This is a genomic window from Microbispora sp. NPDC004025 (assembly GCF_053604425.1).
The window spans coordinates 42,388-57,552 of sequence record NZ_JBSGHN010000018.1 but is presented as its reverse complement, the minus strand read 5'-3'; the positions used below and the strand labels follow the sequence as shown (position 1 = coordinate 57,552).

The 15,165-nt window shown below is 71.5% G+C and carries 14 protein-coding genes; 5 read left to right on the top strand and 9 right to left on the bottom strand.

The features are described from left to right. Entirely contained in the window at positions 1 to 708 is a 708-nt protein-coding gene (locus ACWEQG_RS33670; protein ID WP_452291004.1) for a hypothetical protein, read from the top strand. 19 nt (positions 709 to 727) lie between these two features. On the opposite strand, the gene ACWEQG_RS33665 is transcribed toward ACWEQG_RS33670, so the two are convergent. From ACWEQG_RS33665 to ACWEQG_RS33635, 7 genes are all read right to left on the bottom strand, one after another. Continuing rightward, on the bottom strand, positions 728 to 4,276 hold the full coding sequence (locus ACWEQG_RS33665) for a helicase HerA domain-containing protein (RefSeq protein WP_452291003.1): 3,549 nt from the start codon (positions 4,274 to 4,276) through the stop codon (positions 728 to 730). Continuing rightward, positions 4,273 to 4,998 carry a hypothetical protein gene (locus ACWEQG_RS33660; RefSeq protein WP_452291001.1) on the bottom strand — a complete coding sequence of 242 codons (726 nt, stop codon included), beginning with the start codon at positions 4,996 to 4,998 and terminating at the stop codon, positions 4,273 to 4,275. The genes ACWEQG_RS33665 and ACWEQG_RS33660 overlap by 4 nt, the downstream gene beginning before the upstream one ends. After that, positions 4,991 to 6,094 (bottom strand): endonuclease domain-containing protein, encoded by a 1,104-nt coding sequence (locus ACWEQG_RS33655; RefSeq protein ID WP_452290999.1) that lies wholly within the window; start codon positions 6,092 to 6,094, stop codon positions 4,991 to 4,993. The genes ACWEQG_RS33660 and ACWEQG_RS33655 overlap by 8 nt, the downstream gene beginning before the upstream one ends. 269 nt (positions 6,095 to 6,363) lie before the next feature. Continuing rightward, complete coding sequence (locus ACWEQG_RS33650; protein ID WP_452290997.1) at positions 6,364 to 7,362, bottom strand: CU044_5270 family protein; 999 nt, start codon at positions 7,360 to 7,362, stop codon at positions 6,364 to 6,366. Beyond that, entirely contained in the window at positions 7,359 to 7,853 is a 495-nt protein-coding gene (locus ACWEQG_RS33645; protein WP_363467880.1) for an RNA polymerase sigma factor, read from the bottom strand. Before ACWEQG_RS33645 ends, ACWEQG_RS33650 begins: the two co-directional genes overlap by 4 nt. Before the next feature lie 57 nt (positions 7,854 to 7,910). Beyond that, positions 7,911 to 8,654: a hypothetical protein gene (locus ACWEQG_RS33640; protein WP_452290995.1), complete on the bottom strand. Its 744-nt coding sequence runs from the start codon at positions 8,652 to 8,654 to the stop codon at positions 7,911 to 7,913. A 144-nt stretch (positions 8,655 to 8,798) separates the two neighbouring features. After that, entirely contained in the window at positions 8,799 to 10,565 is a 1,767-nt protein-coding gene (locus tag ACWEQG_RS33635) for a bifunctional metallophosphatase/5'-nucleotidase (protein ID WP_452290993.1), read from the bottom strand. A gap of 121 nt (positions 10,566 to 10,686) precedes the next feature. Here ACWEQG_RS33635 and ACWEQG_RS33630 point away from each other — a divergent pair, with 121 nt between their 5' ends. Then, complete coding sequence (locus ACWEQG_RS33630; RefSeq protein ID WP_452290991.1) at positions 10,687 to 11,685, top strand: DNA polymerase ligase N-terminal domain-containing protein; 999 nt, start codon at positions 10,687 to 10,689, stop codon at positions 11,683 to 11,685. A 55-nt stretch (positions 11,686 to 11,740) separates the two neighbouring features. After that, on the top strand, positions 11,741 to 12,109 hold the full coding sequence (locus ACWEQG_RS33625; RefSeq protein ID WP_452290989.1) for a hypothetical protein: 369 nt from the start codon (positions 11,741 to 11,743) through the stop codon (positions 12,107 to 12,109). A 6-nt stretch (positions 12,110 to 12,115) separates the two neighbouring features. Here the strand turns inward: ACWEQG_RS33625 and ACWEQG_RS33620 are convergent, their stop codons facing one another. Next, positions 12,116 to 12,745, bottom strand: a complete 630-nt coding sequence (locus ACWEQG_RS33620; protein ID WP_452290987.1) for a sigma-70 family RNA polymerase sigma factor — start codon at positions 12,743 to 12,745, stop codon at positions 12,116 to 12,118. Between the two features lie 204 nt (positions 12,746 to 12,949). Here ACWEQG_RS33620 and ACWEQG_RS33615 point away from each other — a divergent pair, with 204 nt between their 5' ends. Then, positions 12,950 to 13,117: a hypothetical protein gene (locus ACWEQG_RS33615; RefSeq protein WP_452290985.1), complete on the top strand. Its 168-nt coding sequence runs from the start codon at positions 12,950 to 12,952 to the stop codon at positions 13,115 to 13,117. Between the two features lie 12 nt (positions 13,118 to 13,129). Here ACWEQG_RS33615 and ACWEQG_RS33610 read toward each other — a convergent pair whose 3' ends face one another. Further along, positions 13,130 to 14,407 carry a site-2 protease family protein gene (locus ACWEQG_RS33610; protein ID WP_452290984.1) on the bottom strand — a complete coding sequence of 426 codons (1,278 nt, stop codon included), beginning with the start codon at positions 14,405 to 14,407 and terminating at the stop codon, positions 13,130 to 13,132. Positions 14,408 to 14,653: 246 nt separating this feature from the next. On the opposite strand from ACWEQG_RS33610, the gene ACWEQG_RS33605 reads away from it, so the two are divergent. After that, entirely contained in the window at positions 14,654 to 15,088 is a 435-nt protein-coding gene (locus ACWEQG_RS33605) for an ester cyclase (RefSeq protein WP_452290982.1), read from the top strand. The last annotated feature ends 77 nt before the right edge of the window (positions 15,089 to 15,165 follow it).

Sequence of the window (15,165 nt, the reverse complement as noted above, 5' to 3'; positions counted from 1 at the left end):
ATGGGCAGGACGGCGGGCCCGCGCGCGGCCGTCGCGGTCGTCTCCGCCTGCGCCGCGCTGACCTGCGCCACGCTGACGGCCGCGACTCCCACGCCGGTGCGGGCCGAGCGGCAGGGGGCGGGCACGTCAGGCAGCACGGCCGGCAGCACGGCCGGCAGCACGGCCGGCAGCACGGCCGGCAGTACGGTCACCCGGATGGCGGGACCGGAACGGCCGGAAGCCAGGGGGATCGTGCGGGCAGCCGCAGGTGTGTCCCTCAGGGCGGACGATCCGGACGGACTCGGTTTGCGGGTCGGGGTCTGCCTCGACGTGGACGTGATCGTCGACCTGCACGCCGAGGTCGGCATCGGAGGGCCGGGCTGCACCCCGCCGACGCCCGTGCCGCCGCCCGCGCCCGTTCCGGAACCGCCGCCCGCGCCCGCCCCGGAGCCGCCGAAGCCGGCTCCCGAGAAGCCGGCACCGGCGCCGCGGCACTCCCCGCATCGGGTGGCGGCCGCGCCCCGGCCGCCCGCGTCGGTGCCGTCCTCCCGCCCTCGCGCGACGCCGCGGCCCACCCCGTCGCCGTCGAGCTCACCGGCTGCCCGCGTGCCGGCGGCCATGCGCGCGATCGCTCCCGTACGGCACCGCAACCCTCTGGGGACTCTCACGGTCGTCGTGGTCCTGTCGGTGGCGATCGCCGCCGCCGGCGCCGCCGCCTTCCGCCGGTAGGAAAACGGGTGGCGGCGCCTCACCGGTTCGCCCGTGCCACGACCTCCTCGCTCGTCAGAGGGCTGCTCGGGTGGTGGCTCAGGCACAGCGGCGTACGGACCTTCGTGAAGGACCCGCCTTCGAACGCCGCGTAGAACTGGCCGGACCGCAGCCGCGACACGTCGAGGACGTCGCCGCCCTTGGCTCTGGCCAGCTCCCGCGCCGCCGTGATCTGGGCCGGCGCGTTGAGCAGGCCGAAGAACTGGGTGGCGGCGTTGCCCGTGATCCGGTTGTGCAGGCCCTTCGGCGCCTGGGTGGCGAACACCAGGCCGAGGCCGTACTTGCGGGCCTGGGCGGCGAGGGCGAGCGTGCTCTGCGTGCACACGGTCGCCGTCCCCGACGGGGCGAACGTCTGGGCCTCGTCCATCACGAACAGCCCGCCGAGCGGGCGGTCTCCGGCGGGATGCCGTTTGATCCAGGAGAACAGCGCCATCTGCAGCTGGTTGACGAAGCCCTGCCGCTGCGCGTCGGAGGCCATGCCGGTGAGGCTGATCACCGACACGCGGGCCCGCTTCCCCTCCGGCGGCGTCAGCAGGACACCGGGATCGACGGGCGTCCCGGTCCCCGCGAACAGGGGATCGCTGATCGTCTCCGCCCTCAGATGCTGGGCCATCTCGGTCGCGAGCCTGGCCGCGCCTTCGAGACTGCTCACGCCGTCCGGCAGGTCGTCGAGCAGAGCGATCAGGCCGCCCAGCCCCGTGCCGCCGCGCCGTCCGTAGTGGGCGACGGCCTCGCGAAGCACCGCCCGGCCGAGGTGCGCCTTGGCCGCCCTCGTCTCCAGCTTCGCCCGGGGCACCAGCGCGGCGACCGCGGCGTCCACCGCCTCGCCGAACTCGTCCGCGTCGTCGGCGACGCTCGCGAAGTCGGGTAGCGGCTGGAAGCTCAGCGGGCGTCCCGACTCCTTGCGCGGCGTCCAGATCACCACGTCGGTGTTCGCCAGGTAGTCGTCGGCCTTGGCCGCGTCGCCCTCGCCCCACTCCGCCGGCGGCTCCGGCCACCGGTCGCCGAGCCGAGCGAGGTCGTTGTTCGCGTCGAGGACGATCGCCGAGACCCCCTGAAGGGCGCACTCCTCCACGAAACGGCGGATCAGCACCGTCTTGCCGGAGCCCGAGCCGGCGAAGATCGCCGTGTGCTTGCGCAGGGTCTCCAGCGGGATCCGTACCGGCCGGTTGTCCGAGGTCGCCGCCCCGATCGTCAGGTACGGAGCCGTCGTGGCCTCGTCCGCCCGCGACGGCGCGTACGGGCGGGGCTCGACCACCACCTCCACCATCGGCATCTCCGCGAAGGGCACATCGACCGGCGTCTCCGCGGCCGGTACCTCTGCGGGCGGCGCCTCGACCGGCGATGCCTCGGAGAAGGGCAGGGGCGGCCAGACCTGCAGATCGGGACCGGCCGTGCCGGTGCCTCCGGGAATCGTGACGCTCGGGCCGGCCGGCTCCGGCGTCCCTCCAGAGGCCGGTGACGGCGTGGTGTCTGGGGCCGGAGACAGCGCATCGTCAAGAGCCGGAGACGGCGCGGGGACGGGGCCCTGTGACGGTGCGGTGCCGGAGACGGGGGATGGCGCGCCGGTCGCCGGTCGTGACGTCAGCCGTGGCACGGCATCCCACTGGAGCAACTGCCGATCGGGATTGGCGATACGACGGGTGCGGCCCAGAGACCGGGGCGCCCGCGAGGATTTCTCGCTTTCGGCACCGGACACGCGCGGAACGGCCGCGTCGCTGAGCGCCTCGGCGAACAGCTTCACCTCGCTCGTCGGCCTACGGGAGACGAGCCAGGCCTGGAGCTCCGGCGGGTTCTCGGCCAGCAGGTCGCGGAGCGCCGCGAAGATCCGGAGGTCGTCCTCCTCGATCTGGAGCACACGGCCGCCCGCCTGCTCGAAGGCCGTGAGCGCCTCCTGCGTCACCGGTCCCTTCGCCCAGCTCTGGTTCCTGAGCACGAACAGTCTGCGCGCGGGTATCCGCTCGTCGAGACCGGCTGCCGTGGACGCGGCCTTCAGCCGGTTCAGCGCGGCGATGTGATGGGACGCCGAGATGGCGCGGAAGCACCAGTGGGCCTCGTTCTCCGTCGCCTCGTCCAGCGTTCTGCGCAGCCGGGCGTGCAGGGGCGGCTTCGTGCTCGGCGGCGGGTCCTGGGCGAACAGGCGTCCGTCCTCGCCCTGCTCGGTGATCCAGGCGGACAGTCCGGCCGACAGCAGGCGCGGCATCACGGCGTCCTCCGTGATCGGGTCCAGCGCCTCCGCCACGTCCGCCCGCTCCCGCAACTCCGCGAACCGCCTGTCCAGCTCGCCGAAGTCGGGTTCCCTCTTGGACGGCTGCGGGTCGGGAACGACCTTGATCGGAGTGGAGCCGGTCAGCCGTTCCAGCTCCGTGATCTGCCCGCTCGCCAGGCACGACCGCACGTGCTTGTCGATGCGGATGAGCAACTGACGAGGCGTGTACTCAGGCGCCTCCTCGAACGCCTCCGGCTTCACCGGCCACGTCGGATACGGCGGCGTGAACCCCGCCGCGCCGTACTGCGCACGGAACCGCTTCTCGACCAGCTCGACGGCCGTTCTCGCATCAGGGATGGTGTCGAGCGGTGTGGTCACCCGGAAGCGGTCCTGGACGGTGTCGATGGCCTTCGTTTCGATCAGGGTCCAGGTCGTGGGAAGGCACGAGAGCACGGTCAGCGTGCGGCGGGTCACCTCACGCAGGGCCATCAGGCCACCCGCGATCTGGTCGAGCATCAGTGCTTCCTGCCAGGAATCCCTGGTGTCCCCCGTCATGGAGATGGACGACTGCGCGAGCAGGACGTCCATCTGGTCCACGGCGATGACGGAAGGCCCCGTGAGCGCCACCAGACGGGACAGGTCCCGGACGATCTCTTGCGCTGATTTCGCGATCGTGGTGAAACCCCAGCCGGCCCGTTCGCCCGGCTCTCCTTCCGCTGCGCACGAGAGGTAGGCGTCTCCGACGTCCTGCGCGGACAGGTCGCTGGACGCGCGCAGGACGAGCGCCCTCGCCACATCTTGGGCGTCGCCACCGACGTGCCGGTCGTATCGGCGAAGAGCACGCACCAAGACGTCCAGGTCCTGTCGGGAGAGAGGGGTCTCACCGGTCACGGACTGCCGAGCGTCTTCCGGCACCTCGGCCAGCAGGCAGAGCCGCCAGAGAAGCTCCTTGAGCTGGGTGCCCGATCCCGGTATCGGCCGGGAGAGGCTGTCCAGCATCGAGAGCAGCACGCTCTCCCAGAAGCTCCTGGCGTCGAGCAGGCTCACCAGGAAGAAGTAGCCGTCCTCCTCGTGCACCTTCTGCCTGACCCAGCCGAGGAGGTGCGTCTTCCCCGCGCCGCGCTGCCCTTGGAGCACGATGCCGATGGGGCTCGCGTCGTCGCTCTCCTCGGCCTCGATGAACCCGTCGAGGATGCTTTGCGCGGATGCCCGGTGCAGAGTCCCGACGTGGAACGGCAGCGGTCGCCACACGTCGTCCGCGACCTTCGCGTAGTTGAACCTGAGCGCCGCGAGAGCGTCGCGTTCCTTACCGGTCATCATGCTCCGATCAGAATGCGGTGCTTGGGCTGGTCCCCGATGACGACTGCGGCGTCCCGATCCTCCTGGGACAGGCTCTTCTGGCTTTCCCACGGCACGAGACGCACGTCGGGCCGGCGAATCATCTGGCGGAGGGTGGCGTCGACCTCGTGCCTGGGGGCGTCGCCCAGCAGCGGGCGCAGGCTCGTCAGGCTTACCCAGGCGTTCGCCTTGTCGGCGAGCTGCGCGTACGCCTTGCGGATCAGCGTCTCGATGTCCTCGATCGTGGGCACGTTCTCGGCCGGCGCGTGCGCGACCGGTTCCGCCGCCCGGGCGACGGGCGGTTCAGCGAGCGGCGCCTCGGTGCTCACCGGGACGAGGTCCTCCTCCCGGCCGAAGATCTCGGCGAGCGGGGCGCCGCTCCGATCCAGGTGCCGCTGGAGGCCGGAGACCATGGCCCGGACGACCGCTTCGAGCGCCCGTGCGGCGAGGCGGCTGGACCTGGGGATGCCCGTACGGAAGATCGCGGCCGCCCTGGCCCAGCCGTCGTCGCTCAGCGCGTAGGTGAACGCCTGGCCTTTCTTCCCGACCTCGATCAGCTTGAGCCGCTGCAGGTGCTCGCGTTCCTTTTTGTCGATCTTGCAGCCGAACTGCTCATCAAGCTCGGGGTTGGTGAACTCGCGGGCCTCGGCCATGAGCAGCAGGAGGATGGCGGTCTCGCGCTGGGATAGCGACGTGTCAGGCATGGAGTGACCCTTCGAACGTTCCACGGCGGCACTGGTGGAGGAAGCGTTCCAACTCGGCGAGCACGGTGCCGAGACGTTCCAGCACCTGCTCGTTGGTGAAGCGGCGGACGGCGTAGCCGTCCCGGCGCAGGCGCAGGTCGCGCTGTCCGTCCGCGGCGAGGCGGCGCGGGCTCAGATGCTCGGGGCCGTCGATCTCGACCACGCACCGTTCGGCACGCCAGATCAGGTCGACGCGGATCGGGTTGCTGAGCGGTCCGGAGGCGTGGAGCTGGTTCCACTCGCGGCCCGCCGCCCAGGCGCACGGCGACAGCGCCGCCTCCAGCCGCCGCTCGGCGGCGCTGCCCGGGTGCGGCGACCCGGCGAGAGGCGGAAAGGTGAGCGGCGGCGGAAACTCCTCGCCGCCGCCGGGCTCGACCTCGCGGACGAGCGCCGCCACCCCTTCGGGGATCGGGGCCGTCACGGTCTCGATCCGGTCGACCGAACGCAGTGGAGGTCCGATGAGCCAGACGCCGAACCCGCCGTGGTGGGCCAGCCATTCGCACGCCGCGACCAGCACCTCCTCCGCGGACGGAGCGAGATCGGGCGGCATCGGTACGAGGATCGCGGCCTCGGCCCGCCGGTAGCCCGAGCACAGCACCCGGGCCAACCCCGCGGCGCGGATCTCGGGCGGGAACCTCCCGGCGCGGCCCGCCGTGCCGCTGCCGGCCGTGACCCCCCTCGCCCGCTCGTGCAGGGCCCGCTCGGCGAGGTGGGCGAGGAAGGGCGCGAAGTGCCGGGTGGCGGAGCCCGCGCGCAGGGCGTGGGCACGGACGGCCGGAACCGCCGCCCCGCCGGTTCCGGTGATGCCGTCCGCCTCGGGCAGCCAGGCGGGGAACATCGCCAGCGCGGCGGACTCCAGCTCCCTCAGCACGTCGGCGACCACAGCCGCGGGGGTCCCCGCCGGGCGGGGGACGTATGTCACCAGCGCGGGCGCGTCATCGGGCAGTGGGTCGATCGCCAGGGCGACGGTGTCCGGGTCGCCGTGCAGGTGCATGTCCTGCCCTGCGTGCAGATGTACGACCCGGCCCGTGGGAAGCTCCCGCCACGAGCGCGCCACGCCGTCCCCGCCCTGTCGTTGAAGATCCGACAATCTTGACCCGGCAGAGGGTATCGGGCAGTGACAGGACCGTCCACAGAATCGGGAATTTCCGGTTCTGTCTCCTGTGTCCTCGGCCCACACCGCGTGTCCGTGGCTCGGCGGATGGCGGGAGCGGCGGTCCCGAGGCTCGCGTCAGGCGGAACGAGCCGCACGGCCCCCGGACCGTGCGGCGAAGGGCGTGACGCGGCCCGCGCCCTCGGTCGGACGGCACGGGCCCGTCGTCGTGGCTACGGCCGATCGCCGATCTTCTCGACCCAGCCGGAGGATTCGTACACGGTCTTCTCGCCCCTGCGAGCACCGACGCGGACGCTTCGCCCGACCCGCTCAGCCTTCCTGTCCGGGCCGTTGTACTCCTCCGCCAGCAGGCGCGCGCCCGACTCGTCGATGATCAGCCGGATGGCGCCGTCGGCGGACACCACCGCGGCGCCGGAGCGGCCGACCGGGTCGGTGACCCCTCGTTCCAGCCTCAGGCCCGGCTCGTCGGCGAGGATCCGCAGCATCGCGGCCCGGGTGGCCGGAGTGGTCGGGCCGGACAGCACCAACCTCGCCATCCGGAACGTGAACTCCGCTGAGGGCTCGCCCCGCCGATGGGCCTCCAGCCAGCGGCGCAGGCCTTCGACCCCGCGGGGCAGCCGCCGGAAGTCGTCCTGGGACAGGCTCTCGCCGCCGATGGCGGTCAGCAGCGTGATCCGGAAGTCGCGCGTGCGGGGCGTGGGCGTCGCCTTCGCGGTGGCCCCGCCCGTGACGACCTCGGCGTCCAGGCCGCTCGTGGTCCGTCCTCGGCCGGTCTCGCCGTCGTACCAGCTCTCGGTGGAGGAGATGAGCACCGTGCCCGGCGGCTGCGGCTCGTAGAGCCGCTCGCGGCTGTACCAATACCGGCCCGTCTCCACGTCCGCGCGGGCGGCGTTGTCGGCTCCCGCCAGGAGGAACGACCGCGCGTCGAGCGTCACGACCGCCCGGTTCGCCGGGGCGGACGCGACGCCGCCGCCTGCCGGTTCGCCCACGCCGCCGGGCGTCGTGGCACCGGGCATGAGGGCCGGGACCGCCAGTGCGGCGGACACCGCTGCCGCCGCGCCCGCGAGCACCAGCCGGGTCCGTACGGATGCGGGGCGGCGGGAGGGAGGGCCGGCGAGGATCCGCGCGAGGTCGGCCTCGCGGCGGCGGTGGTAGGCGTCGTCGAGCAGGTCGTCGGGCCGCAGGGCACGGATCAGTTCGTCGGTGTTCATCGCAGCTGCTCCTGAAGGACCGTCTGAGGGGCGTTGAGTATGTCCGCCAGACGCCGGCGGGCACGGTGGAGCCGGACGGCGAACGTGCGCGCCGAGCATCCGACGACCTTCGCGGCCTCGGCCGGGCCGAGGCCGTACCAGCTCGCGAGGATCAGGGCCTCCGCGTCGGCGCCGGAGAGCCGGGCGAGAGCGTCGATCGCCGTCTGCCGCTCGCTGACCTGGTCGGCCACGTCCCCCTCCGGGGCAGAAGCGGTGAGCCGCAGCCGCCGCATGTCCAGGTGGCGTTGCTTGCGCAGCAGGTTGCGGGCGACGGCGAGGAGCCACGGCAGAGGGTGCTCCGGCACCTGCGCGAGCCGGCGCCAAGCGATCAGGAACGTCTCGCTCGCGATGTCCTCGGCCGACTGCCGTTCGGCGCGGAGCAGCGCGTAGCCGAGCACGTTCCGGTAATGCCGGTCGTACAGCTCGGTGAAGCGTTCTTCGGGGTCGTCCATACCCAGTAGTCCCGGTTCGAGGTCCCCGATTACAGGGGCCGCGCGAAATCTCGCGAACTACGCCGTCTCGGATCTGATCAGGCGGAGGAACGCCTTGATGCCCGACAGGACCTCCTGGTTGTCGGTGAGGCGGCTGAGGGAGTCCTCGAACGTCCTGCCCATGGCGTCGAGCCGGCGGTCGAGAGCGTCCCCCCGGGCCGTGGCCGTCTGGAACCCGGCGCGCGTCTCCGCCGTGAGGGAGTCGAGGCACTCGGCCAGCTCGGTGGTCCGGGCCTCGGACTCCTCGGCCCGCGTCTCCAGCGCTTCGACGCGTGCGGCCAGCGTGACGACGTCCTCGCGGGGATAACGGACCTCTTCCAGCATCGTGGTCATCCGGCTGCGCAGGTGGGAGAACCAGGCTCCGGCCGGCCGGAAGACCGTGCCGAGCAGGTAGAAGACGGCGAAGTAGTAGCCGACGGTCTCGCCGGAGAAGTAGGTGATCAGTGCGAGCAGGGCGGCCGACACCAGGTGGGCGGCGACGGCGGCCCGGCGCATGCGCACCGCGATGCGGCGGGCCTCCGCCTCGCGTTCCGGCGAGACCGCGACGCCGCGCTCGCGGCTGACGTGTATCTCGTGGATCAGGGAGTGGGCCTGGAAGTACAGGTTCCACGGCACCGTCAGGAGCACGATCAGCCAGAGCAGGCACAGCGCCCCGAAGCCCAGCGAGACGACCACCGGCAGTGGCACGTCCACCACGTAGACGAGGACGATCCCCGCGATCGTGGTGACGATCGTGAGAAAGACGATCCCGCTTCTGCTCACGGTCATCCTTTCCGTCGGCGTCGTGACACGTCAGTGTCGCCGCCGGATCGGGGCGCGGGCATGAGTGCGATGACCCGGATCGGGGTGAGTACGACCGCTCAACGGACAAGGGGGTAGCCCGGGACGCGGACCACCCCCCACCGGTCAGTCGAAGACGGGGGTCCCGTCGCGGACGAGCTTCCAGTTCGGCTCGGCGAACGTCGCCGGGTCGATCGTGCCGGTCGCGGTGGCGTACTCGATCAGCGCCTGGCGGATCTCCACCTGGGCGTTGTAGACCACGGGAGCGGTCGAGACGTGCGGGAAGCCGCCGCCGCCCGACTGGCGGTAGTTGTTGATGGCGACGACGAACTGCTGGTCGGGGGTGACCGGCGTGCCCTGGTAGGACAGGCCGGAGATGCGCTGGCCGACCGGCTTGGAGATGTCGATGTCGTACGTGACACCGGAGAGCTGGTCGTAGTTGTAGTCGGGTGTGCCGCCGGCGTTGGTGAGCGTCGCGAGGTCGATCGGCGCGCCCGGGGCGACCTGGGCGAAGTACTTCGCCGAATACTCCAGGAAGTCCTTGATCTGGGCGCCGGTCAGCTTGATGCCGAGCAGCGTGTTGTCGTAGACGTACAGTCCGGCCATGTCGCGGACGCTCACCGGCCCGGCCGGGAAGACGGCGGTGCGGCTGAACGGCGCGGCGATCGACAGCACCGGCAGCGAGGCGTCGGCGGTGCCGGCGATGGCCTTGCTCACCAGGTCGGTCTGGACCTTCTGGATGTAGTCGAGGATCGGCGTGTCCTTGTACGGCGACTCGGCCGCCGACAGCTCCTGGGTGGACTGCGCGATGACCTTGTTGACATAGCCGACGGTCTTGTCGTGCTGCGTCTTCATGAGTGCGACGATCTTCGGGTCGTCGGCCACGGTGTTGGTGTTGAGCGTGGTGGACGACTTGCCGGTGACCGCCCACTTGCCGCGCTGCTTGTCGAGCGTGAAGTCGACGACGCTGAGGCGCTGGCCCCACCTGCTCGGCTCGGTCAGCAGCACCTGCTGCCCGGTGACCTTGTTGGTGACGAAGCGCTGCGGCACGTCGTTGTGAGCGTGGCCGAACAGGACGGCGTCGATGCCGGGCACCTGCTCGGCGACCATGGCGGCGGCGTTCTCCACCGGCAGGTCCGAGCCGTACGACGACAGGCCGTTGTCTCCCGCGTGGGCGGTGACCAGGACCACGTCGGCGCCGAGTCCGCGGATGACCGGCACCCACTTCTTGGCGGTCTCGACGAGGTCGAGGAACTTCAGCTTGCCGTCGACGTTCGCCTTGTCCCAGATCGCGACACCGGGATTGGTGAGGCCGAGGACACCCACCTTGATCGGCTTTTCGCCCTTCACCTTCATCGTCTTGAGGACGAACGGCTGGTAGGCCGGCAGGCCGGTCTTGGCCGAGACGGCGTTCGCGCCGAGGACCGGCGCCTTCATCTGCTTGACCCACGCGCCCAGCAGCGGCAGGCCGTAGTTGAACTCGTGGTTGCCGAGCGTCACCGCGTCGTACCCGATGGCGTTCATGGCCTTCGCCATGGGGTGGATCTCGCCGGTCGAGGTGATCGGCTCGATCTTCGCGTAGTAGTAGTCTAGCGGCGTGCCCTGGAGGGTGTCACCGGAGTCGAACAGCAGGGTGTGGCCGGCGCCGCGGTCGGCCCGGATCCGCGACACCATCGTCGAGATCTTCGCCAGGCCCACGTCGTTGTGCGCGCTGTCGTCGTACTCCGCGTTCTTGTAGTAGTCCCAGTTGAGCGCGTTTCCGTGGATGTCGGAGCTGGCCATGATGGTGATCGTGACCGGGTGGCTCGGGGCCGCTGTGGCGGGCGTGCCGGACAGGAGGAGACCGAGGGCCACGACGCCGGCGCCCGCGGTCAACCTGATCGCTGAACTCATGGTGGATGACGATAGTGAGGCGTAGTTACCGGGTGGTCACGAAGTCCTTAACCGGACATGTCGCTACAAGGTGACACGCTTGTCACTCACAGTCCGCAGTGCGCTGGGTAGGACGAATGGGATGGCGGACAAACTCGAGACCTACCGGGCCAAGCGCGACGTGACGCGCACCAGCGAGCCGATCCCCGCCGAAGGGCCGCTCCCGCGGGGCGAGGACGACACGTTCGTCATCCAGGAGCACCATGCCCGGTCCCTGCACTGGGACCTGCGCCTGGAGCGGGGCGGAGTGCTGGTCTCCTGGGCGATCCCCAAGGGCCTGCCACCCGACCCCGCGACCAACCACCTCGCCGTCCACACCGAGGACCACCCCATGGAGTACGCCCGGTTCGAGGGCGAGATCCCCAAGGGCGAGTACGGCGGCGGCACGATGACCATCTGGGACCGCGGGCACTACGCGACCGAGAAGTGGAGCGACCGCGAGGTCAAGATCGTGCTGAGCGGCTCCCGGGTCGCGGGCCGCTACGTGCTGTTCCGGACCCGCGGCCGCAACTGGATGATCCACCGGATGGACCCGCCCAGCGGGCGGTGGCAGCCCCCGCCCGCCCCGCTCGCACCGATGACGCCGGTGGCACGGGCCCGCGCGCCGCGCGATCCCGGGGCGTACGCCTGGGAGTTCTGGTGGGGCGGCGCGCGGGCGCTCGCGTACGTGGAGGGCGGCAGGCTCACCCTGCGCGACGCGCGCGGCGCGGACGTCACGGGGGAGCACCGCTGGCTGCGCCCGATGGCCGAGTCGTTCGGCAGCAGGGCCGCCGTCCTCGACGGCGAGGTCGTCACGTTCGCGGGCACCCCCGTCTACGTCGCCTACGACCTGCTCTACGACGACGGCCGGTCGCTGCTGGACGAGCCGTTCGGACGCCGCCGCGCGGGCCTGGAGACCCTCGAGGTGAACGGGCCGCGCTGGCAGACGGCGCCGTCGTGGCCCGGAGAGGTCCACGCCGTACGGCGGGCGGCGGACGAGCAGGGCCTGCCCGGCGTGGTGGGCAAGCGCCTCGACTCGGCGTACGCGCCGGGAGAGGAGTCCCCCGCCTGGGTGCGTCTGCCGACAAAGGCCGCACGGTAAGGCCGCAGGGTAAGGCGGGTGGCGGGGGGTAGGGAGGACGAGGGGAGGTGTCGACATGTCCGAGCAGCACCACCCGGTCACCGGCGAGCACAAGTACGAGCAGGAGATCGGCACCCCGGACGAGCACGAGGAACGCCCGGGCCGCAGCCTGATCACGACCGACCACGACGTCATCAAGGGGTGGGCCGAGGAGCGGGGCGCCAAACCCGCCACCGTCCCCGGCACCGAGCACGAGGGCCGTCCGGGGGTCCTCCGCTTCGACTTCCCGGGCTACGGCGGCGACGACCTGAAGGAGATCTCCTGGGACGAGTGGTTCACGACGTTCGAGGAACGCAAGCTCAACTTCATCTACCAGGAGCACCGCAGGGACGGCAGCCCGAGCAATTTCTTCCGGCTGGAGAACCCCGAGCGCGAGGACGCCTGAATCCCTTCAGATCGTCCCGCCGTCCCGCGCCGCCGTGCTCGCCGTCGTGCTCGCCGACCGGAGCAGGCCGAGCTCGGCGGCGTAGTCCTCCAGCTTGGCCCGCAGCTGCCGGCGTCCCCGGTGCAGCCTCGACATGACCGTGCCGATGGGCACGCCCATGATCTGCGCGATCTCCTTGTAGGCGAATCCCTCCACGTCGGCGAGGTAGACCGCCATCCGGAAGTCCTCGGGCAGCTCCTGCAGCGCCTGCTTCACCCGGGAGTCGGGCAGCCCGTCCAGGGCCTCCACCTCGGCGGACTTGAGCCCCGTCGAGGTGTGCGAGGCCGCCTCGGCGAGCTGCCAGTCCTCCACGTCCTCGGTCGCGGCCCGCTGCGGCTGCCGCTGCTGCCTGCGGTAGGTGTTGATGTAGGTGTTGGTCAGGATGCGGTACAGCCAGGCCCGCAGGTTCGTGCCCTCGCGGAACTGGTGGAAGTTGCTGAAGGCCCGCATGAACACGTCCTGCACCAGGTCTTCGGCGTCGGTGGGGTTGCGGGCGAGCCGTAGGGCGCCGGCGTAGATCTGGTCGATGTATGGCAGCGCGTCCCGTTCGAATCGCAGCCGCCGTCGCTCGACCGCCGTGTCGTCGACGATCGTCATACCCCCACCTCCTTGAGAGCCTGCCTCTATCAGTTACGACCGCTTTGTCCGGTCCGGCCGCACGGTTCGCCTACCCCTGGTCTCCCTTTCAACACGGCTCGCGGGTTTGTTTTCGGCTACCGCGGCCCTCCCCGCGACATGACCGAATGCCCGCGTCACCGGGGGGTAGGCCGACTTGGATGGGCGCGGCCCGAGGAGGACGCCATGCCGAACGACAACGCGAGGCCGGAAGACCTGATCCCGGAGCGGCTGCCCCCGCTGGCGCAGTCACCCGACGCCGAGCCCGGGGCCGAGCCCGGAGGAGGGTCCGGAGACTGGCACGTCGCGGGCGCCGACTCGCCCGACGACGTCGAGGAACCCGCCGACGACTGACCCCGCGGGCGTTCAGGCGGCGTCGCGGCGGCCGGCCGGCGGGGGCGCGCCACCGGGGGCGGGGCTTCCGGGAGCGGGACCTCTGGGGGCGGGGCCTCGGGGAGCGGGGCCTCCGGGAGACGGCGGGGCGAGGTCGGCGCCGCGCGGCGTCCGGTACGGCTCGCGTGCCCGCAGATCCACCGTCTGGATGGTCCGGCTGATGTCGGTCGGGGTGACCAGGCCGACGAGGCGGCCGTCGTCGCCGAGCACCACGGCCCGGCCGTCCGTGCTGCCGCTCATCCGCTGCAGCAACTCGGTGAGCTGGTCGCCGGGGTGCGCGGCGGGCACGTCCGCCGGTGGGCAGGCGATGTCCCGCAGCCTGGTGGTCGCCCGGTCGTCCGGTGGCACGCGCCGGACGCGCCCCAGCGTCACCAGCCCCGTGAACCGGCCCGCGTCGTCCACCAGCGGATAGGTGGACAGGTGGTGGCGAAGCACGAGCCGGTCGACCAGGCCGGCCACCGTCTCGTCCGGATGGGCGACGACGGGGTCGCGCGACATGACCTCGCCCACCGTGATCCCGTGGAGGGCCGCGTCGATCTGCGTCTGCTGCTCCTCCGCGGTCGCCGCGTTCACCAGGAACAACCCGATCAGGGCCAGCCAGAAGCCCTGGAGGCCGAGCCCGGAGACGAGGTTGAGGAAGCCCAGCGCGATCAGCGCGTACCCGAAGACGCGGCCGGCCCGGGCGGCGGCGATGGCGGCCCGCATGCGGTCGCCCCAGCGGGCCCACAGGAAGGCGCGCAGCACCCGGCCGCCGTCCAGCGGCGCGGCGGGCACCAGGTTGAACACGGCCAGCAGCACGTTCACCGCGGCCAGGTAGCCGAACATCCCGCTGACCAGCGGTGGTGCCCCGACGGCGGACACCGCCCAGGACAGGAGGGCGAAGACACCGGCGAGCACGACGCTGGTCAGCGGCCCCACTCCGGCGATCTTGAGGTCGGCGCCGGGGGACCGGGGCTCCCCGCGCAGTTCGGCGACCCCGCCGAGCAGCCAGAGCGTGATCCCCGACACCTCGACGCCGTGCCGCCTGGCCACGAACGCGTGGGCCAGCTCGTGCGCGAGCAACGAGGCCAGGAAGAGCAGCGCCGACACCAGCGCGGCCAGCACGTACGCCGCGACCGGCAGGCCGGGGAAGGCGATGGGGAAGCGGCCGAAGGCCAGCCCGACCACCAGGATCACGACGATCACGAGGACGCTGATATTGAGCCCGACCGGGACCCCGCCCACGCGGCCGAGACTGATCGACGATCGCATCCTGCCACCCCCTCGGGCCCTCCGCAGTGACTGGCCTACCCACAAAGGCGCAGGTCACGCGGCGGCCGCGGACTCCGCGGGCAGGTCCACGGCCGCCACCGGAACCTCCGTGAGGAAACCGCCTGACCGTGTAAAACCGGAACCCGCTCGTGGTGCTCCGACGACGTAATCGTGGGCAGGGCCTGACCGGCCACTGGCTAAGGTTGTTGCCCTGCGTTACATACCGACCGTCGAAGGACTGTCGTCATGTCCGATTCATGGGCTGTGAAACGCCGGCTCGCCGACGCGCTCAACGAACACGACCTGGAGGGCGTGCTCGAGACCTTCAGTCCGGACGCCGTCCTCGTCTCGCCCTTCGGCGTGGCGGAGGGACATGAGCAGATCGCGTGGATGTACGAGCAGGTCTTCAAGAGCTTTCCCGACTTCCAGCTGATCGTGTGGTACGAGGCCGTCAGCTGCGAGGCGCCCTTGATGGTGGAGTGGACGGCCACGGGCACGCACCTCGGGCCTGTCCTGCTGCCGAACGGGCGCGAACTGGAGGGGACCGGTCGCCCGGTCACCTTCCGCGGCACCTGCGCGTCCTTCGTGGAGGACGGCAAGATCAAGACCCACCGGGAGTACTTCGACCAGCTGGAGCTGTACGCCCAGCTCGGTCTGTGCCTCACGGAGGCCCCGGGCTGAGGTCCCGGGCTGAGATTGGGGGCCGATACTTCGGGGGTGCTCGGCGCGGCGGCCGCGGACCTCGCGGACAGGTCCAC